The 20,054-nt window shown below is 49.6% G+C and carries 20 protein-coding genes and 1 other annotated feature; of the genes, 6 read left to right on the top strand and 14 right to left on the bottom strand.

Annotated features, from left to right (window positions below; translation table 11 throughout):
• The first annotated feature begins 13 nt into the window (after positions 1-13).
• Entirely contained in the window at positions 14-451 is a 438-nt protein-coding gene (locus NNO03_RS09400) for a transcriptional regulator (protein WP_271449367.1), read from the top strand.
• Positions 452-482: 31 nt separating this feature from the next.
• On the opposite strand, the gene NNO03_RS09405 is transcribed toward NNO03_RS09400, so the two are convergent.
• The 4 genes from NNO03_RS09405 to dnaK all read right to left on the bottom strand — a co-directional run bounded on the left by NNO03_RS09405 (position 483) and on the right by dnaK (position 5,100).
• The gene (locus NNO03_RS09405) at positions 483-806 is read right to left on the bottom strand and encodes a phage holin family protein (protein WP_271442885.1); all 324 of its coding nucleotides are present in this window, start codon (positions 804-806) and stop codon (positions 483-485) included.
• A gap of 13 nt (positions 807-819) precedes the next feature.
• Positions 820-1,773: a LysR family transcriptional regulator gene (locus NNO03_RS09410; RefSeq protein WP_271449368.1), complete on the bottom strand. Its 954-nt coding sequence runs from the start codon at positions 1,771-1,773 to the stop codon at positions 820-822.
• Between the two features lie 184 nt (positions 1,774-1,957).
• Positions 1,958-3,091 carry a molecular chaperone DnaJ gene (dnaJ, locus tag NNO03_RS09415; RefSeq protein WP_271442833.1) on the bottom strand — a complete coding sequence of 378 codons (1,134 nt, stop codon included), beginning with the start codon at positions 3,089-3,091 and terminating at the stop codon, positions 1,958-1,960.
• A gap of 86 nt (positions 3,092-3,177) precedes the next feature.
• Complete coding sequence (gene dnaK, locus NNO03_RS09420; RefSeq protein ID WP_016151634.1) at positions 3,178-5,100, bottom strand: molecular chaperone DnaK; 1,923 nt, start codon at positions 5,098-5,100, stop codon at positions 3,178-3,180.
• A gap of 383 nt (positions 5,101-5,483) precedes the next feature.
• Here dnaK and NNO03_RS09425 point away from each other — a divergent pair, with 383 nt between their 5' ends.
• The 3 genes from NNO03_RS09425 (at position 5,484) to satP (ending at position 7,344) form a co-directional block, all read left to right on the top strand.
• Positions 5,484-5,888, top strand: a complete 405-nt coding sequence (locus NNO03_RS09425; protein WP_271449369.1) for a DUF2541 family protein — start codon at positions 5,484-5,486, stop codon at positions 5,886-5,888.
• 26 nt (positions 5,889-5,914) lie between these two features.
• The gene (gene msyB / locus NNO03_RS09430; RefSeq protein WP_271441687.1) at positions 5,915-6,628 is read left to right on the top strand and encodes an acidic protein MsyB; all 714 of its coding nucleotides are present in this window, start codon (positions 5,915-5,917) and stop codon (positions 6,626-6,628) included.
• A 149-nt stretch (positions 6,629-6,777) separates the two neighbouring features.
• The gene (gene satP, locus NNO03_RS09435) at positions 6,778-7,344 is read left to right on the top strand and encodes an acetate uptake transporter (RefSeq protein ID WP_271449370.1); all 567 of its coding nucleotides are present in this window, start codon (positions 6,778-6,780) and stop codon (positions 7,342-7,344) included.
• A gap of 33 nt (positions 7,345-7,377) precedes the next feature.
• On the opposite strand, the gene NNO03_RS09440 is transcribed toward satP, so the two are convergent.
• From NNO03_RS09440 to tal, 3 genes are all read right to left on the bottom strand, one after another.
• Positions 7,378-8,685 carry an MFS transporter gene (locus tag NNO03_RS09440; RefSeq protein WP_271449371.1) on the bottom strand — a complete coding sequence of 436 codons (1,308 nt, stop codon included), beginning with the start codon at positions 8,683-8,685 and terminating at the stop codon, positions 7,378-7,380.
• A gap of 123 nt (positions 8,686-8,808) precedes the next feature.
• On the bottom strand, positions 8,809-9,396 hold the full coding sequence (mog, locus tag NNO03_RS09445) for a molybdopterin adenylyltransferase (protein WP_271449372.1): 588 nt from the start codon (positions 9,394-9,396) through the stop codon (positions 8,809-8,811).
• A 110-nt stretch (positions 9,397-9,506) separates the two neighbouring features.
• Positions 9,507-10,460, bottom strand: a complete 954-nt coding sequence (gene tal / locus NNO03_RS09450) for a transaldolase (RefSeq protein ID WP_271449373.1) — start codon at positions 10,458-10,460, stop codon at positions 9,507-9,509.
• A gap of 274 nt (positions 10,461-10,734) precedes the next feature.
• Between tal and NNO03_RS09455 the strand changes: the two genes are divergently transcribed.
• Positions 10,735-12,165: a sodium:alanine symporter family protein gene (locus tag NNO03_RS09455; RefSeq protein ID WP_271449374.1), complete on the top strand. Its 1,431-nt coding sequence runs from the start codon at positions 10,735-10,737 to the stop codon at positions 12,163-12,165.
• Between the two features lie 77 nt (positions 12,166-12,242).
• Positions 12,243-13,016, top strand: a complete 774-nt coding sequence (gene yaaA, locus NNO03_RS09460) for a peroxide stress protein YaaA (RefSeq protein ID WP_271441690.1) — start codon at positions 12,243-12,245, stop codon at positions 13,014-13,016.
• 46 nt (positions 13,017-13,062) lie between these two features.
• Here yaaA and NNO03_RS09465 read toward each other — a convergent pair whose 3' ends face one another.
• From NNO03_RS09465 to yjjY, 7 genes are all read right to left on the bottom strand, one after another.
• Positions 13,063-13,380: a DUF2502 domain-containing protein gene (locus NNO03_RS09465; RefSeq protein ID WP_271441691.1), complete on the bottom strand. Its 318-nt coding sequence runs from the start codon at positions 13,378-13,380 to the stop codon at positions 13,063-13,065.
• 267 nt (positions 13,381-13,647) lie between these two features.
• Complete coding sequence (gene thrC / locus NNO03_RS09470; protein WP_271449375.1) at positions 13,648-14,934, bottom strand: threonine synthase; 1,287 nt, start codon at positions 14,932-14,934, stop codon at positions 13,648-13,650.
• A gap of 3 nt (positions 14,935-14,937) precedes the next feature.
• Positions 14,938-15,867 (bottom strand): homoserine kinase, encoded by a 930-nt coding sequence (thrB, locus tag NNO03_RS09475; RefSeq protein ID WP_271449376.1) that lies wholly within the window; start codon positions 15,865-15,867, stop codon positions 14,938-14,940.
• Between the two features lies 1 nt (position 15,868).
• The gene (gene thrA / locus NNO03_RS09480) at positions 15,869-18,331 is read right to left on the bottom strand and encodes a bifunctional aspartate kinase/homoserine dehydrogenase I (protein WP_271449377.1); all 2,463 of its coding nucleotides are present in this window, start codon (positions 18,329-18,331) and stop codon (positions 15,869-15,871) included.
• Between the two features lie 23 nt (positions 18,332-18,354).
• Positions 18,355-18,481: a sequence feature (Thr leader region), on the bottom strand.
• Positions 18,411-18,476: a thr operon leader peptide gene (gene thrL / locus NNO03_RS09485; protein ID WP_032337689.1), complete on the bottom strand. Its 66-nt coding sequence runs from the start codon at positions 18,474-18,476 to the stop codon at positions 18,411-18,413. (Overlaps the previous feature by 66 nt.)
• A 277-nt stretch (positions 18,482-18,758) precedes the next feature.
• Positions 18,759-19,445 (bottom strand): tRNA/rRNA methyltransferase, encoded by a 687-nt coding sequence (locus NNO03_RS09490; protein WP_271449378.1) that lies wholly within the window; start codon positions 19,443-19,445, stop codon positions 18,759-18,761.
• Between the two features lie 399 nt (positions 19,446-19,844).
• On the bottom strand, positions 19,845-19,985 hold the full coding sequence (yjjY, locus tag NNO03_RS09495; RefSeq protein ID WP_001541509.1) for a protein YjjY: 141 nt from the start codon (positions 19,983-19,985) through the stop codon (positions 19,845-19,847).
• Between the last annotated feature and the right edge of the window lie 69 nt (positions 19,986-20,054).

The following is a 20,054-nucleotide window of genomic DNA, read 5'->3' on the forward strand; positions in this document are numbered from 1 at the left end:
ACCTGGTATATAAATGACCATTTACATTATTAAAAATAGCTGTATATACGATAACATCAATCATGAGTTAAAAAGCAAAGATGGGACCCGGGCGATAAAACTTACCCACATGCGGTCTAAGTGTTTAGATTTTATTCTAACTAATGCACAAGAATTGGTGATTAGAAAAAATCAGATTTCAGCTGTACTATGGGAAGAAAGAAGTGAATTTATAAACGATGCAAATTTAACACAACTACTATACCTGGTCAGAAAAGACCTGAAGTTTTTTGGTATTGATAATTTGTTTGTAACAATCCCACGTCAGGGGATCCAGCTTAATGGGGATATAGAAATTAAATGTTTGGAAAACAAACAGCACATTTTCCAGAATCGTTTTATTTATCCTATAACAATAGCTCTGATCGCGCTAATAATTCTATATGCCGTACTGAACTTTTACTTATCATAAAGCAGTAATGCCCATGGATGGGCAATACCACTCACTTAACAAAAATTTGTGCTAACTTATCTTTCAACATTTTCAATACAGGTCCTGCAAACACCCCACCCAGCCCGGACAATATAAGTATCATATGAGTCCCTGCGCCTTTATCAAGGGCAATGCTGGATAGCAAAAAACCAGTAAAACATGAAATAACAACTTGTTTTAGACATCCTTTAATATTTTTCTGCGTTCTCCTTCGAGTTTCTCTCATGAGGTAACTCACAACGCCTCCCCATGCGCTTACGATGATAACCGCAAGTATCGTTTCAAGCTCGATGATACCTCGAACAGTAGGTTCCGAACCAATTATCATTGTCATAAAAATATCCTTATCATTTTATGGATGAATACTTAGACTGCAACATAAAAATCCATTGTCGAAGCACAGCATAGTATTTATTATATTTATATAAAGAAGCATAAATAGGTAATGTTTTAAATAAAAACTCTTCGGGTAGTGTCAGTATTTCAATGTGATATCCCATTGAATGCTTAAAAAAAGAGGCCAATTCAGAAGGTATAATACAGATCATCTCTGTCGTTTCTACTATGTTTACCACCCCTAGCATCGAATCACTACGATAACCTATTTTACGCATCATTTTATTCTCGGTGTTACCTGTTGAATAGCAACACTCATCTATTATATCTGGTGAGAATATATCAGATTGATATACAGCATGCGAAAAGGAATAAAAATGATGTAACGATATTTTATCGAGGACTGACAATGGATTATTTTTACCACAAATACAGACATATTGTCTAAAGGCATCCACAAGATGAACTTCAATATCCATGTCTTGTGGCGGAGAAATGTTAATTAATATATCTCCCATGCCGGAAAATAGCATATCAACCAACTTTGTTTTATCATTTTTACTCACTGCATAATGATTTATTGTATACGCCGCAGTTAACTTACTATCATTAATAAAATGTGACAGATAGTAATGCTCTACGATATCGTTACCTAATACCGTTATGACTGAAGGATTATCATTATCTGTTGAAGGAGAATAGGTATCGTTGATGGTATTCAGGACGTGGCAGTAGACTTTATGAAGTTCTAACCCTTTCTTAGTCGGTGTCAGTCCTTTACGGGTTCGTTCAAAGAGTTTAAACGAATAGATACTCTGTAATCGGCTTAATGACTGGGAAACAGCTGCTGGTGTTATTGATAGCCTGGCAGAAGCTTTGGAAGCGTTTCCTGATTCAACAACAGCGTTAAATATCTTAATTAAATTAAGGTCAAAATCATTTCTTTGAACAAGCATCTTATCCATTATTCCTCCGGGTAAGTCGGGGAACAAAATAGAAGAAAATCTTTATCTTAGGAAATCATTTCTCATCATTTATCCTGCACATTCATTTTTATCGCTAATGAACCAATTTTAGTATTGAATACTAAAATAAAAAAGCCTGGGACTCTGTCGAGGCCCAGGCTTTTTATCAGATGTAATGCAGTAATTAGCGCGTCAGATCGTCAAAGAACTTCTTCACACCGTCGAAGAAGCTTTTGGAGCGCGGGCTGTTTTGCTCGCCCGTTGGACCACCAAAACTGTCCTGCAAATCTTTCAGCAGCTGCTTCTGCTTGTCGTTCAGACCCACTGGGGTTTCAACCACCACACGACACAGCAGATCGCCCTGTGCACCACCGCGAACAGATTTAACGCCTTTACCACGCATACGGAACAGTTTGCCCGTTTGCGTTTCACCCGGAATTTTTAACTTCACACGGCCGTCCAGAGTCGGGACTTCAATCTCGCCACCCAGTGCAGCCATCGCAAAGTTAATCGGCACTTCACAGTACAGGTTATTGCCTTCACGTTCGAAAATTGGGTGCTGTTTCACCTGCACCTGAACGTACAAATCACCTGCCGGTGCGCCATGCTCACCCGCTTCACCTTCACCCGCTAAGCGGATGCGGTCACCAGTATCAACACCAGCCGGGATCTTAACGGACAGCGTTTTGCTTTTCTCTACACGACCATGACCGTGGCATTTGTTGCACGGATCTTTGATCAGCGTACCGCGGCCCTGACAGTGTGGACAGGTCTGCTGTACGGCGAAAAAGCCCTGACGCATCTGCACCTGACCAGAACCATGACAGGTTGGACAAGTCTGCGGCTGAGTGCCTGACTTCGCACCGCTACCGTGGCAAATGTCACACTCTTCCAGCGTAGGAATGCGGATCTCTTTGGTGACGCCACGCACGGCTTCTTCCAGAGTGAGATCCATGTTGTAACGTAAATCAGCACCACGTGAGGCGCGCTGACGACCACGACCGCCGCCAAAAATATCGCCAAACACGTCACCAAAGATATCGCTGAAGTCAGCCCCGCCGCCAAAACCGCCGCCGCCGCCCATACCGCCTTGCTCAAATGCTGCATGGCCGTACTGATCGTAAGCCGCACGTTTTTGCGCATCAGTCAGGATCTCGTAGGCTTCTTTGATCTCTTTGAACTTTGCTTCGGCCTCTTTATCACCCTGGTTGCGGTCCGGGTGAAATTTCATGGCCAGGCGCTTGTAGGCCTTTTTGATTTCACGCTCTTCCGCTGTTTTGGAAACGCCTAAAATCTCGTAATAGTCTTGCTTTGCCATTGTTGTTTTTCAGCCCTTTAACATACAAGCACGGGCGTGGAGAGATCTCTACGCCCGTGCCGATTAATTACCCTGCATCAGGGCGATTACTTTTTGTCTTTCACTTCTTCAAACTCAGCGTCGACAACGTCGTCATCTTTCGCGTTGTTTGCAGAAGCATCAGCGCCTGCTGCACCCGCTTGCTGCTGTGCATGCTGCTGCTGAGCGATTTCCATCAGCTTCTGGGAAACCTGCGCCAGTGCCTGCATTTTCGCTTCGATATCCGCTTTGTCTTCGCCTTTCAGAGAAGTTTCCAACGCGGTCAGTGCAGACTCGATGGCAGTTTTGTCGTCAGCTGGCAGTTTATCGCCGGCTTCTTCAACCTGCTTACGCGTGCTGTGCAGCAGATGGTCGCCCTGGTTGCGAGTCTGAACCAGTTCTTCGAACTTACGGTCAGATTCCGCGTTCGCTTCTGCTTCGCGAACCATTTTCTGGATTTCTTCTTCGTTCAGACCAGAAGAAGCCTTGATGGTGATCTTCTGCTCTTTACCGCTGTTTTTATCTTTCGCGGAAACGTGCAGGATACCGTCGGCATCGATGTCGAAGGTCACTTCGATCTGCGGCATACCGCGCGGTGCCGGGCTGATACCATCCAGGTTAAACTGACCCAGATCTTTGTTATCAGCAGCACGTTTACGTTCACCCTGCAGCACGTGGATGGTTACCGCAGACTGGTTGTCTTCAGCGGTAGAGAACACCTGGCTGTGCTTGGTCGGGATGGTGGTGTTTTTCGCGATCAGTGCGGTCATCACACCACCCATGGTTTCGATACCCAGAGACAGCGGGGTAACGTCCAGCAGCAGTACGTCTTTCACATCACCGGTCAATACACCACCCTGAACAGCAGCACCGATTGCCACAGCTTCATCCGGGTTAACGTCTTTACGTGGTTCTTTACCGAAGAACTCAGCAACTTTCTTCTGAACCATTGGCATACGAGTCTGACCACCGACCAGGATGACATCCTGAACGTCAGAAACAGACAGACCAGCATCCTGCAGAGCAACTTTCAGCGGCTCGATAGAACGGTTCACCAGGTCTTCTACCAGGCTTTCCAGTTTCGCACGGGTCACTTTGATGTTCATGTGTTTCGGACCGGTCGCGTCTGCAGTAATGTACGGCAGGTTCACGTCGGTCTGCTGAGCGGAAGACAGCTCAATCTTTGCTTTCTCAGCGGCTTCTTTCAGGCGCTGCATCGCCAGCGGGTCGTTACGCAGGTCAATGCCCTGATCTTTCTTAAATTCGTCAACCAGGTAGTTGATCATACGGCTGTCGAAGTCTTCGCCACCCAGGTGGGTATCACCGTTGGTTGCCAGAACTTCGAAGGTTTTTTCGCCGTCAACTTCGTCGATTTCGATAATAGAGATATCGAAAGTACCACCACCGAGGTCATAGACCGCAATAGTACGGTTGCCGACTTCTTTATCCAGACCGTAGGCCAGTGCTGCGGCGGTTGGTTCGTTAATGATACGTTTAACTTCCAGACCTGCGATACGGCCGGCGTCTTTGGTTGCCTGACGCTGAGCATCGTTAAAGTATGCAGGAACAGTGATAACGGCTTCAGTTACCGGTTCACCCAGGTAATCTTCAGCGGTTTTCTTCATTTTTTTCAGCACTTCAGCAGAAATCTGCGGCGGTGCCATTTTCTGACCTTTTACATCAATCCATGCATCACCGTTGTCAGCACCGATGATTTTGTACGGCATGATGGCTTCATCACGCTGTACTTCTTCGTCCTGGAAGCGGCGGCCAATCAGGCGTTTAATCGCAAACAGGGTGTTTTGCGGGTTTGTCACTGCCTGACGTTTAGCCGGCTGACCAACCAGAGTTTCACCATCCTGGGTATAAGCAATGATAGAAGGCGTGGTGCGATCGCCCTCGGCGTTCTCCAGCACACGTGCAGTAGTGCCATCCATAATCGCTACACAAGAGTTGGTAGTACCCAGGTCGATACCAATAATTTTACCCATCTAAACGTCTCCACTAAAAATTCGGTCATCATGTGGTTGTGAATCTGTAATAAGGGCGAAACGTGCGGTTTCAACTACCCTGAATCGTTTTTTTTCAGACTCACCACTGCGGTTGTCTACAAGATGGGGTCGTAACCCACGTCATCAAGGGGGGCATGAAAATTTTTTTTAGCGTCGTGGCAATAAAATGAGGGAAAAACGGTTGAAAAGTACAATTGCGAATAATCACCACTCAAAATTTATTCATAAAACCAATAATAAAAAATCAGCCATTCACCAAAAAATTGTAATAAAAAGAAAAGATTACAGGAATGAATCGTTTTTCTGGCAGCGTTAAGATGATGGCAACGAACACATTTTTGAATCCGTCAAAGAGAAACACCATGAAAGCCGCATTAACGCTTCCCACCAGCCTGTTGGCGGGTCTTCTACTGAGCAGCGCCGCGCACGCTAACGATCATAAAGTTCTCGGCATGATTGCGATGCCCAGAAATGAAACCAACGACCTGGCACTAAAAATCCCCGTTTGTCGTGTAGTGAAACGCATCCAGCTTACCGCTGACCGTGGCGATATTCATCTGAACGGTGCATCTGTTTATTTCAAAGCTGCACGCATGTCCAGTCAAAGCCTGAATGTCCCTTCATCCATTAAAGAGGGACAGACCACCAATTGGATCAATATTAATAGCGACAACGACAACAAACGCTGTGTATCCAAAATTACCTTCTCTGGTCAGTCGGTAAACTCGTCTGATATGGCAACGTTGAAAATCATCGGCGACGACTAATCCCTTCTGCATAAGTAGAACTCAGTATGAATGTCACGTATTTGAATGACGACGATCTCGCTTTTCTCCAGCATTGTAGTGAGGAGCAGCTCGCCGACATTACGCGTTTACTTACCCACAACGAAAAAGGGAAAGCCCGTCTGTCGAGCGTTCTGAGTCATAACGAATTGTTTAAATCGATGGAAGGACACCCGGAACAGCACCGCCGCAACTGGCAATTAATCGCTGGCGAGCTTCAACATTACGGCGGTGACAGTATTGCCAACAAATTGCGCGGGCACGGGAAATTATACCGGGCGATTTTGCTGGATGTCTCAAAGCGGCTAAAGCTCAAAGCAGATAAAGAGATGTCTACGTTCGAAATTGAACAATATCTGCTGGAACATTTTTTGCGAAATACCTGGCAAAAAATGGATGCTGAGCATAAGCAAGAATTTCTGCAGGCGGTCGATGCAAAAGTCTCCGAGCTGGAAGAACTGTTGCCGCTATTAATGAAAGACCGCAATCTGGCGAAAGGAGTGTCTCACCTGCTCTCTGGCCAGTTATCCCGGATTCTGCGTACACACGCTGCTGTTAGCGTCATCGGACACGGACTCCTGCGCGGCGCAGGGCTTGGAGGCCCCGTGGGTGCAGCCTTAAACGGGGTAAAAGCCGTGAGTGGAAGTGCCTATCGGGTCACCATTCCGGCCGTGCTGCAAATCGCCTGTCTGCGCCGAATAATCAACACCTCACAAGCGTGATGCTCGTCACAGGGGAAAATAATTCATTTTCCCCTTATTAGATCATAGACAGTCCTCTCTCCCCTGATTATCATGCCGCGCCCCGAAGGCTGTGATCGTTATTCGGGGAAACTATTTCACCATTCAATCAATGATGATTTTGAGGAATTATGGGCAACACTAAGTTGGCTAATCCGGCACCGCTGGGCCTGATGGGCTTTGGCATGACCACCATTCTGCTTAACCTGCACAACGCGGGTTTCTTCGCCTTTGACGTTATTATTCTGGCGATGGGAATTTTCTACGGCGGTATCGCGCAAATTTTTGCCGGCCTGCTGGAATATAAAAAAGGCAATACCTTCGGTTTAACCGCCTTTACCTCCTACGGCTCTTTCTGGCTGACGCTGGTTGCGATCCTGATCATGCCGAAAATGGGCCTGGCAGATGCAACAAATGGTCAGTTCCTGGGCGTATACCTGGGTCTGTGGGGCGTGTTCACTCTGTTCATGTTCTTCGGAACGTTGAAAGCCGCCCGTGCATTACAGTTTGTCTTCCTGAGCCTGACGGTGCTGTTCGCGCTGCTGGCTGTTGGCAACATTGTCGGTAACGAAGCCATTATCCATGTTGCAGGTTGGATTGGCCTGGTGTGTGGCGCAAGCGCCATTTACCTGGCGATGGGTGAAGTACTGAACGAACAGTTTGGTCGTACCATCCTGCCGATTGGTGAAGCGCACTAATCGACGTTATCCCCCCTTACGGGGGGATATTCCTTACAAGCGCTGTAGCTCCCCCTGCACGCTCGCATCACGATGATAAATATCCTGTCGCAGCCAAATCCCCAGACCTAATCCCACCAGCGACAACGCCAGCACATACCAGGCCGGAGCCATTGGCGACACGCTCATTAGCATTGTTACTGCAATCGGCGTCAGACCACCAAAAATGGCATAGGAAACGTTGTAGGAAAAGGAGATGCCGGTAAAGCGCACTTCTGCTGGGAACGCCCGCACCATGACATAAGGTACTGCACCCACAACACCAACACACAACCCCACCAGCCCGTACAACAGGAAGAGATACTCAGGGTGGCTACCGGTCAGGTGATAGAAGAACCAGCTGGAACAGGCCAGCAGCAGGCTACCGATAATAAAGGTTTTGCTGGCACCAACCCTGTCGACAATAAATCCAGCCAGCAGACACCCGATACACAGCATAATGGTGGCGACACTGTTCGCCTGTAACGTCAGCGCGGGGGCAAACCCATACTGTTTCTGCAACCAGACGGGCGACATCAGAATCACCACCACAATCCCGGCTGATAACAACCAGGTCAGCAGCATTGAAATGACCACGGCCTTTTTATGTTTACTGACTATCGACTTCACCGGCAGTTCCTGCGCCAACGCCTTACGTTGCTGCATTTCAAGGAAGATAGGTGTTTCCTGCAGCCAACGACGCAAATACATCGCCACCAGCCCAAACGCCCCGCCCAACAGGAAAGGGATACGCCAGCCGTAGTCATGCACTGCCTGCTGCGTCAGCGTGGTATTCACCAGCGTCGCAACCACCGAACCTAACAAAATCCCCACCGTCAGCCCAGCAGTCAACGTTCCGCATGCGATGCCAATGCGACGTTCCGGTACATGTTCAGCCACAAATACCCACGCCCCCGGAACTTCGCCACCAATGGCTGCGCCTTGCAAAATACGCATCAACAACAGCAACAGCGGAGCCAGAATCCCCATTGAGGCGTAAGTGGGTAGCAAACCCATTGCCAGTGTCGGTATTGCCATCAGCAAAATGCTCAGGGTGAACATTTTCTTGCGCCCGACCAGATCGCCAAAGTGCGCCATGATGATGCCGCCGAGCGGACGCGCCAGATAGCCTGCGGCAAAAATACCGAAGGTTTGCACCTGACGTAGCCATTCCGGGATGTCTGTGGGGAAAAAGAGTTCGCCAACGACGGCGGCAAAGAAGACAAAAATAATGAAATCATAAAACTCCAACGCTCCACCGAGGGCAGCAAGCGTTAGGGTTTTATAATCCTGGCGATTCAGCGGTCGAGAATGTTGTGACATAGCAAACCATGAGTCAGTGGAGTCATTGAACGTTTTGGCGATATGTGTAAATCAAAAATTACTATATCGTAAACAATTCAATACTCCACCGCGTTTGCCATTTATATCACGAATAGACTACTTTCAGGCGTTTGTATCGCGTATTGCGTTTTTAGGGCGAAAAGATGCTACGACAGCGGGCGCAGTTTCCACATACGGCCCATCCAGCAACTGTATACAATACGGTACACTTGCAAAGATACCCGGCACGATAACCTTACCGTCAGCATCTTTTACGCCTTCGAGCGTTTCTTTGATCGATTTCGGCTGCCCAGGCAGATTCAGGATCAGCGCCTGCTTGCGAATGACCCCAACCTGACGGGAAAGGATCGCCGTCGGTACAAAGTGCAAACTAATCTGGCGCATTTGCTCACCAAACCCAGGCATTTGGCGATCGGCAACAGCCAGCGTGGCATCAGGCGTCACATCGCGGCGTGCCGGACCGGTACCACCGGTGGTCAGCACCAGATGGCAGCTCATTTCATCAACCAGTTCGCATAACGTTTGCTCGATGATTGCCTGCTCATCCGGGATTAACCGCGTTTGCAGCTCAAAGGGGGTAGTCAGAGCCGATGCCAGCCACTCTTCAAGAGCAGGGATACCCTTATCCTGGTAAACGCCACTGGAGGCGCGATCGGAAATGGAAACCAGGCCAATGCGTAAAGTGTTCATGATTATTCCGTTTAAACAGTCTCGTTAAACAGAATGATACACTGCGAAGGGAAGGACAGACAGGTTTCAGAAGAGGTAGCGTGACCCATATCAGGGCCACGCCTTAATGATTACAGCAGATCGCCGATCATTTTTTCCAGTTTACCCTGGTCAACAGCAAACTTACGGATACCGTCCGCCAGTTTGTCTACAGCCATCGGATCCTGGTTGTGCTGCCACAGGAACTCAGCTTCAGTGATGCGTGCAGGACGCGCTTTCACTTCGCCAGAGAAGGACAGTTTACGTTCGATAGCGCCTTCGCTTTCCGCCAGCTCTTTCAGCAGTGCCGGAGCAATCGTCAGACGATCGCAGCCCGCCAGCTCAATGATTTCGCCGATGTTACGGAAGCTTGCGCCCATGACGACGGTTTCGTAACCGTGCTGTTTGTAGTACTCGTAGATTTCCGTTACGGAAACCACACCCGGATCTTCTGCCGGTGCGTACTCTTTCTTGTCAGTATTGGCTTTGTACCAGTCAAGAATACGGCCAACGAACGGAGAAATCAGGTATACGCCAGCTTCAGCACATGCACGCGCCTGCGCGAAGGAGAACAGCAGAGTCAGGTTACAGTTGATACCTTCTTTTTCCAGCTGCTCTGCAGCACGGATACCCTGCCAGGTAGAAGCCAGTTTGATCAGAATGCGATCGTTGCTGATGCCAGCATCGTTGTACAGTTTGATCAGACGTTTCGCTTTCGCGATAGATGCCTCGGTGTCGTAGGACAGGCGAGCATCAACTTCAGTAGAGATACGACCCGGGACCAGTTTCAGGATCTCCAGACCGATATTTACCGCCAGTTTGTCCGTCGCGTCGACGATCTGCTGAGCACGATCGTCGCTCTGCTGCTTAGCCCATGCCACAGCGTCATCGATCAGCTTGCGGTATTCTGGGATCTGCGCTGCGTTAAGAATGAGAGAAGGGTTAGTTGTGGCATCCTGAGGCTGATACAGCTTCATTGCCGCGATGTCTCCGGTGTCGGCCACTACTGTGGTGAACTGACGAAGGGAGGTCAATTTGTCCGTCATGATAGCGATTCTCTTTAAACAGCTTGTTAGGGGGATGTAACCGATCTTCCCTGATGATAGCACGACGCACTCTCAGCGCAACCGCCGGGATTGTCCAACTCACTGCTCATTCCCGATTACGCATCTTAAAGCCCCTGATGCGCAATTAAAGGTTATATCCATTGTTATGGTAAACTCCCGCAATCAATCTCCTGACAAGGTATATACTGTTCGATAATTGGTAGCGCTTACATGGGAATATTCGCGCGTACCGGCATCAACAAGAGGGATGTTAATGCCTGATTTTTTCTCGTTTATTAATGAAATACTCTGGGGATCGGTGATGATCTACCTCCTGCTTGGTGCAGGATGTTGGTTCACCTGGCGTACCGGGTTTGTTCAGTTTCGCTACATTCGCCATTTTGGCAAAAGTCTTAAAAACAGCCTCAGCCCACAACCGGGTGGCTTAACCTCGTTTCAAGCATTATGTACCAGTCTCGCTGCTCGTATTGGCAGCGGAAACCTCGCTGGGGTTGCCCTGGCGATCGCCGCGGGTGGCGCAGGGGCCGTCTTCTGGATGTGGGTCTCGTCGATCATTGGCATGGCGACCTCCTTTGCCGAGTGCTCACTCGCGCAACTGTATAAAGAACGCGATAGTAAGGGGCAGTACCGCGGCGGGCCAGCATGGTATATGGCGCGCGGTCTGGGGATGCGCTGGATGGGCGTACTCTTTGCCCTCTTTTTGCTCATCGCATACGGCCTGATTTTTAACAGCGTACAGGCAAACTCTGTCTCCCGCGCATTGGCATTTGCGTTCGACATCCCTCCCCTCGCATCCGGCATCGCTTTGGCGATACTGTCATTCCTGGTGATCATTGGCGGTATTAAAGGTGTCGCCCGTCTGATGCAATGGTTTGTGCCGATCATGGCGCTGCTGTGGGTCGGTTGCAGCATTGCTATCTGTCTTTGGCATATCGGGCAGATCCCCGAGATCATCGTCAACATCGTAAAAAGTGCTTTAGGGTGGCAGGAAGCTGCTGCCGGCGCGGCCGGTTATACGCTGAGTCAGGCCATTGCCAGCGGTTTTCAACGCGGTATGTTCTCTAATGAAGCGGGAATGGGATCAACACCTAACGCAGCAGCTTCAGCTGCCTCCTGGCCACCGCATCCCGCGGCGCAAGGCATTGTGCAAATGATCGGTGTATTAGGTGATACGCTAATTATCTGCACAGCCAGCGCCATGATTATTCTTCTGGCGGGGAATGGCACAACCTATATTCCAATGGAAGGCATCCAGTTGATGCAGAAGGCCATGGTCTCACTGACCGGCGAATGGGGGGCTGGGTTTGTCGCATTTATTGTGATTCTGTTTGCTTTCAGCTCTATCGTGGCTAACTACATTTACGCGGAAAACAACCTGGTCTTTTTACGTCTGGACAATATCCGGGTTATCTGGCTGTTGCGCATTGCTACCGTCAGTACCGTGATCGCAGGCACCTTAGTCAGTTTCCCGCTAGTCTGGCAGCTCGCCGACATCATCATGGCCTGTATGGCGATAACTAACCTGACGGCGATTCTGCTGCTCTCCCCGGTTGTTCATACCCTTGCCAGCGACTATCTGCGTCAGCGCAAACTCGGTGTGCGCCCGGAATTTGATCCGCGCCGTTATCCTGAGATCAGACAACAGCTTGCACCGGATAGCTGGGATGAAACGCCGCGCAGTTAGCGCGGCAATCACAACCATCGATCAATTCTGTCGTTTTTTTTGCTAAAGTCGCAGTAAATCTCCTGCAAGGACTGGATATGCTGATTCTGATTTCACCTGCAAAAACGCTCGACTACCAAAGCCCGCTGGCTACCACACGCCATACGCTGCCTGAACTGCTGGATCACTCCCAACAGTTAATCCACGTGGCGCGTCAACTCTCTGCGCCGCAGATCGGCAAGCTGATGGGAATTAGCGATAAGCTGGCGGATCTGAACGCGACTCGTTTCCATGATTGGCAGCCAGACTTCACACCGGACAATGCGCGTCAGGCCATTCTGGCGTTCAAAGGTGACGTGTACACCGGATTGCAGGCAGAAACCTTCAGCGAAGCGGATTTCGATTTCGCCCAGCAGCACTTACGCATGCTGTCCGGGCTGTATGGCGTTCTGCGCCCACTGGATTTGATGCAACCCTACCGTCTGGAAATGGGCATTCGTCTGGCCAATGCGAAGGGTAAAGACCTCTATCAGTTCTGGGGAGATACTATCACCGATAAGCTTAACGAAGCGTTGGAAGCACAAGGTGATAATGTGGTGATTAACCTCGCCTCAGACGAGTATTTTAAATCCGTGAAGCCGAAAAAACTGAATGCAGAACTGATCAAACCAGTATTCCTTGATGAGAAGAACGGCAAATTCAAAGTCATCAGCTTCTATGCCAAAAAAGCCCGCGGCCTGATGAGTCGCTACATTATTCAACATCGCCTGACGAAGCCTGAGCAACTGACTGCGTTTAACAGCGACGGCTATTTCTTTGATGAAGAGGCATCAGGGAGTGGAGAACTGGTGTTTAAGCGTCACGAGCAATAATGCAGCACATGTCGGATAAGGATGCACCTTATCCGACAGCACAAACTTAGTGGTGCCCGTTCGCTCCCGGACGGTGGTCGTCGCGGCGATCGTCATGTCGATCGTTATGATGATCATCATAGCGATTGTTGTGTGGCTGTGGACGCGGTCCGTGAGGTTGCCAGCGATGATCCCGCCACTCATAGTGTTTTCCCCACCAACCGTGATCGCGCCAGTTCCCGCCATCCCAGTAGTTACCCCGGCTGTCACGATCGCCAATCTGTAATTTAACTGCCGGTACCAGAGTAATTTCAGCCGCCTGCACGGCAAGGGGAGCAACCAGCATCATAGAAAGCGCAAGAAGCACAGGTTTGAATTTTTTCATTGGTGACTCCTTTTTATCATTGCCCTTATCGGGTCGATAAAAGGAGATTACGTGAAGGGAATAAAAGTTATTATTCTCCGCAATCCTAATCTCTAAGTTAGCGCATTTATTGGGAATTTCTCCTTTTTCGCTACCTATTTCCTCCTTATTTTCTCCATAAAAAAAGCCGGGTAAAACCCGACTCAGATTGTTAGCAAGTATCGCCTACCTGTTACCGGATAACAGGTGCCGTCTGCCCGGTAAGCAGAGCGTCACCGGGCACAACAATTAACTGCGGGTCATCATTAACTGACGCAGCGCGGCAAAATCAGCAGGCAGATGGTGAGAGAGCAGCGGTAAATCTGCACGTTCAGCCAGCTCTTTTGGTAGATCCAGCGTGACATTCAGAATCTGTTCAACGCTTTCTTTAAATTTCGCCGGATGTGCGGTGCCAAGGAACAGGCCATATTCGCCCGGATTCAACTGGTCACGCAGTGCACGATACGCCACCGCAGCATGCGGTTCTGAGGTATAACCTTTCTGCTGCAGCTCACGCATGGTGTCCTGCGTTGTTGCATCATCCACAGCGGCATAGCCCAACTCATTCAGGCGCCATATTTTACGGCGGAACAGTTCCTCCACACGCGGCCAGTTGTTTGGCTGGCTAACGTCCATGGCATTCGATAAGGTCGCCTGAGTCGCTTTCGGTGCCCACTCGCCTTCGGCAAGAAAACGTGGAACCGTATCGTTGACGTTGGTAGCCGCAATAAAGCGCTTCACTGGCAAGCCAAGTGATTTCGCCAGCAGACCCGCGGTCAGATCGCCAAAGTTACCGCTGGGAACAGAAATAACCAGTTGGTTACGCGCTTCCTGCGGCAGTTGAGCCACGGCTTCAAAGTAGTAGCAGATTTGCGCCAGCAGGCGGCTGATGTTGATGGAGTTAGCGGAATTCAGACCCAATGCCGCCTTCAGCTCTTCATCATCAAACGCCTGTTTCACCAGTGCCTGGCAGGCATCAAAGTCACCATCAATCGCGACGGTTTCAATATTGCCGCCCAGCGTACAGAACAGTTTCTCCTGCAATGGGCTGATCTTGCCATTTGGGTAGAGGATCACCACACGCACATTTTTCAGGCCATAAAAAGCATGTGCAACCGCCGCCCCGGTGTCTCCGGATGTCGCGGTCAGGATAGTCACCGGTTTGTCACCGCTGATGTGCGTTAGCATTTGCGCCATAAAGCGCCCGCCAAAGTCTTTAAACGCCAGTGTCGGACCATGGAACAGCTCCAGACAGCCGACATCACCTTCGACCTGAGCAACCGGTGCCGGAAATGCAAATGCCGCTCGCACGCGTTCTTCCAGGATCTCTTGTGGGATCTCTGTGCCAATGAATGCGGAAAGGATCTTAGCACTGCGGCTAACGAAATCCTGGTTCAGCATCTCATCCACTTCTGTCAGATTAAATTCCGGCAGATCGTGCGGAAAAAACAATCCCTGATTCTTGCCAAGCCCTTGCGTGACGGCCTGCGCAAAGCTGACCTGTTCGTTGTGATCTTTCAGATTATAGAGTTTCATTAATTATCCCAGTACCCGTGCGCCTGCCGTGTCCAACCGGCAAATATGAACAAAGCCTTCCTGATTTTGCAGGTAATTTTTACCCAGCCAGTCTGCTACGCGCTGTGCCGTATCCGGTTTATCGCATAAGGCGAACAGCGTCGGCCCCGACCCGGAAATACCGCTAGCCAGCGCGCCAATTTCCGCTACCGCCTGACGTGCCTGACTAAAGCCGGGCAGCAAGCGGGTACGGTATGGCTCAGCAATAACATCTTTCATCAGCTTCGCGGCAAGCCCTGGCTGACGGGAATAGCAGGCATGAATAAACCCTGCCAGATGCCGCCCATGGGCAATACAGTCCTGACGACGATACTGTGCAGGTAAAATCGCCCGCGCTTCCGCCGTGGAAACTTTAATGCCTGGATACGCCAGTACCCACAGCCACTCATCAAAGCCTGGCACCTGCTGGCTGATAATGCCGTTTTCTTCGATCATTAACTGCATGCCGCCCAAAAAGCACGGGGCGACATTATCGTAGTGAATACTGCCGGAGATACGCCCTTCCAGTTCGCCCATAATCGCCAACAGCCGCGTATCGTTGAGCGGTTTACCACAAAATTCGTTCATCGCCACCAGTGCGGCCACAACGGAACAGGCGCTGGAGCCTAACCCGGAACCAATCGGCATATTTTTTTCCAGCGTCATCGCCACCGGAACGGTTTTACCCAGTTCCTGACAAAAACGCTCCCAGCACTGGTAGACGATATTTTCCCGCGGCGCTGACGGCAGCTTATTCGCAAAGCGCCCGAGGTTGTTCAGGCTGAACTGGTCAGCCGCCTCAACCGAGACCACGTCACCCAACAGTGAACCATCTACGGGGGTGACCGCCGCGCCAAGCACATCAAACCCGACACTCATATTGGCACTGGAAGCCGGGGCATAAACTCTCACCATGTCAGACTCCTAACTTCCATGAAAGGGTGCGAAGAAGATCGGCAAATACACCTGCCGCCGTAACATCATTACCCGCACCATATCCGCGCAGCACCAGCGGTAATGGCTGATAGTAATGGCTGTAGAACGCCAGCGCATTTTCACCGTTTTTCACTTTGAACAGCGGATCGTTACCATCCACTTCAGCGATTTTCACCCGGCAGACGCCGTTTTCTTCGATATTGCCAACATAGCGCAATACTTTACCCTCATCACGAGCTTTCGCGACGCGAGCGGCAAACTCATCGTCCAGTTGCGACAAATTCGTCATAAACGCGGAAACATCACCAGAATCATCAAATGCTTCTGGCAGCACCGGCTCAATGACAATGTCAGAAAGCTCCAGTTCGCGGCCGGTTTCACGCGCCAAAATCAGGAGTTTACGCGCCACATCCGTACCAGAGAGATCATCACGCGGATCGGGTTCGGTGTAACCCAACTCCCGCGCCAGCGTGGTGGCCTGCGAGAAACTCATCCCTTCATCCAGTTTGCCGAAAATAAACGACAGCGAGCCGGAGAGGATACCGGAGAAACGTTGTAGCTCATCACCCGCGCTAAGCAGGTTTTGCAGGTTCTCAATAACTGGTAATCCTGCGCCAACGTTGGTGTCGTACAGGAATTTACGCCGGGATTTCGCGGCAGCAAAACGCAGCTGATGGTAGTAATCCATCGACGACGTGTTGGCTTTTTTGTTCGGGGTGACCACGTGGAAACCTTCACGCAGGAAATCGGCATATTGGTCTGCCACCGCCTGGCTTGAGGTACAGTCGACGATCACCGGATTAAGCAGATGGTATTCTTTTACCAGACGAATCAAACGGCCGAGGTTGAAAGGCTCTTTCGCGCACTCCAGTTCCGATTGCCAGTTTTCCAGATTCAGACCGTGGACATTCGTCAGCAAGGCCTTCGAGTTCGCCACACCGCACACGCGCAGATCGATATGTTTGCCCTTCAACCAGCTTTGCTGACGCTTGAGCTGCTCAAGCAGTGCGGAGCCTACACCACCGACGCCAATCACAAACACTTCAATCACCTGGTCGGTGTTGAACAGCATCTGATGGGTCACGCGTACGCCAGTGGTCGCGTCGTCGTTGTTGACCACCACCGAAATAGAACGCTCAGAAGACCCCTGGGCGATCGCCACGATATTGATGTTCGCGCGAGCCAGCGCGGCAAAGAATTTCGCCGAGATGCCGCGTAGCGTACGCATGCCGTCACCAACCACTGAGATGATCGCCAGGCGTTCAGTTACAGCCAGTGGCTCCAGCAGCCCTTCTTTCAGCTCGAGGTAGAATTCATCCTGCATCGCCCGCTGCGCCCGTATGCAGTCGCCTTGCGGCACGCAGAAACTGATGCTGTATTCAGAAGAAGACTGCGTGATCAGCACCACTGAGATACCGGCACGAGACATCGCCGCGAAAACGCGAGCCGCCATGCCTACCATGCCTTTCATTCCAGGGCCGGAGACGCTAAACATCGCCATGTTATTGAGGTTAGAAATACCTTTTACCGGCAAATCGTCCTCATCGCTACTGGCACCGATCAGTGTACCTGGCGCTTGTGGGTTTCCGGTGTTTTTAATCAGGCAAGGGATTTGGAACTGAGCAATCGGGGTAATGGTTCGCGGGTGTAATACTTTGGCGCCAAAGTAAGAAAGCTCCATCGCTTCCTGATAAGACATCGACTTTAACAGCCTGGCATCAGGAACCTGGCGCGGGTCGCAGGTATATACACCGTCAACATCGGTCCAGATCTCACAACAGTCCGCGCGTAAACAGGCAGCCAGCACAGCGGCAGAGTAGTCAGAGCCATTGCGCCCCAACACCACCAGCTCACCTTTTTCATTCCCGGCAGTGAAGCCTGCCATCAAAATCATATGATCTGCTGGAATACGGCTGGCTGCGATGCGACGCGTAGATTCGGTGATATCAACGGTAGATTCGAGGTAATGACCTACCGCCAGTAGTTTCTCAACCGGATCGATAACGGTAACGTGATGCCCACGCGCTTCCAGCAGGCCTGCCATGATAGCGATCGACATTTTTTCGCCACGGCAAATAAGCGCAGCGTTAATGCTGTCCGGGCACTGTCCCAGCAGGCTGATACCGTGCAGGACATGTTTAATTTGGGCAAATTCTTGTTCAACGAAGGCTTTAAGCTGCGTTAGCGGGAAACCCGGCTGCGCGGCTGCGAGGCCAACCAAAAGCTCTGAGAAAATACGTTCGGCGTCACTGATATTGGCTAAAGCGTCCTGACCACCGATGGTCTTCTCAATCATCGCCACCAGATGGTTCGTAATTTTTGCGGGGGCAGAAAGAACAGTCGCGACCTGCCCCTGCCTGGCATTGCTTTCCAGAATATCGGCAACTCGCAGAAAGCGCTCTGCATTTGCCACTGATGTACCGCCGAACTTCAACACTCGCATGGTTTACCTCGTTGCCTTTGGTCGAAAAAAAAGCCCGCACTGTTTAGGTGCGGGCTTTTTCTTGTGTTTCCTGTACGCGTCAGCCCGCACCGTTACCTGTGGTAATGGTGATGGTTGTTGTAATGGTGATGCTGATGCGTTTCATGATGTTGTGTGCTCTGTAATTATGTACCCAAAATCATTCGCGTTGCCGGTAAGCAAATGCAGCTAACGTACATGCAACTCGAAGTATGACGGGTAATCTGTCTGTGCTGTATTCTTTTAGGGTTAAAGTATCTGCTGACCTAAGTCAATAAATTTTTAAATTGATCACATTCCGAAACTTGTTCACGAGCGACTGCTTGCCCTTTTATTTTCAACCAATACAGTATGCGCGCCCTACTTGAAGTCAGAATCAAACACTAAAAAACAAACTAAAGAAGACATTTTATTTTGTAATATTTTTTTCGATATCATGTAAAAAACGGTGCAACATTGCTGTATCTCGCTGTCCTAATAACCCCATCCGCTGCTGTAGCCAATCCGTGAGCTTGATATCATCCGCAACGTCCAGCGTGGCTAATAATTGCAAAACCCGGACACGTAACGCCTGCAACTGAAGCTCATCCGTCACTTCAATGTTTTTTGCCGGTTGTTGTATTAAACCTGCTAATTGATAGCAATACACCATCACCGCCTGCCCCAAATTCAGTGACGGATAGTCAGCCACCATCGGCACGCCGGTTAGCACATCCGCTAGCGCTAATTCTTCGTTTGTCAGCCCCGAATCTTCACGACCGAACACCAACGCGGCGTGATCCATCCACGTTGATTTTTCCTGCAACAAGGGAACCAGCTCGACCGGGGTAGCGTAATAATGGAACTTCGCGCGGCTACGAGCCGTGGTGGCGATGGTAAAATCAACGTCGTGCAACGCATCGGCTAACGTTGGAAAAACGTTAATATTATCAATAATGTCACCTGAACCATGTGCCACCCATCGCGTCGCAGGCTCCAGATGAGCCTCGCTATCAACGATCCGCAATTGCGTGAATCCCATGGTTTTCATAGCACGCGCTGCCGCGCCAATATTTTCGGCTCTGGCTGGAGCAACCAGAATAATTGTTAAACGCATTTTGATACTCTTTTTGACCGGCCTGCAGATAATTATGTGATGTGCATCAACATATTACGCAGCGCGAATTTACATATTTTTAACAGAAATCACTGAAAAAGCATTTCACATTCAGTAAAAAATGCTAAACTATTTCCTGCCTGTACTATTGCTTTTTATGTTAACAGAAGTTGCATATCCTTCTGTTTATCCATGATAATTTAATTTAGAATGGTTCTCATAGATTGGATTCATTACATTTATTAATTAGCGCGTGCAACTAGTTGTAATATTGCAATTTTGTGATGAAAGCTATCATTTAGATACGTTGATTTCATCAAACTGTTAACGTGCTACAATTGAACTTGATATATGTCAACGAAGCGTAGTTTTATTGGGTGTCCGGTACGTCTTAGCCTGTTATGTTGCTGTTAAAATGGTTAGGATGACAGCCGTTTTTGACACTGTCGGGTCCAGAGGGAAAGTGCCCACGACCAAGCTAATGATGTTGTTGACGTTGATGGAAAGTGCATCAAGAACGCAATTACGTACTTTAGTCATGTTACGCCGATCATGTTAATTTACGACATGCATCAGGCAGGTCAGGGACTTTTGTACTTCCTGTTTCGA

This window comes from Citrobacter sp. Igbk 16, assembly GCF_028069755.1.
In the GTDB taxonomy this organism is placed as follows: Bacteria; Pseudomonadota; Gammaproteobacteria; order Enterobacterales; family Enterobacteriaceae; genus Citrobacter.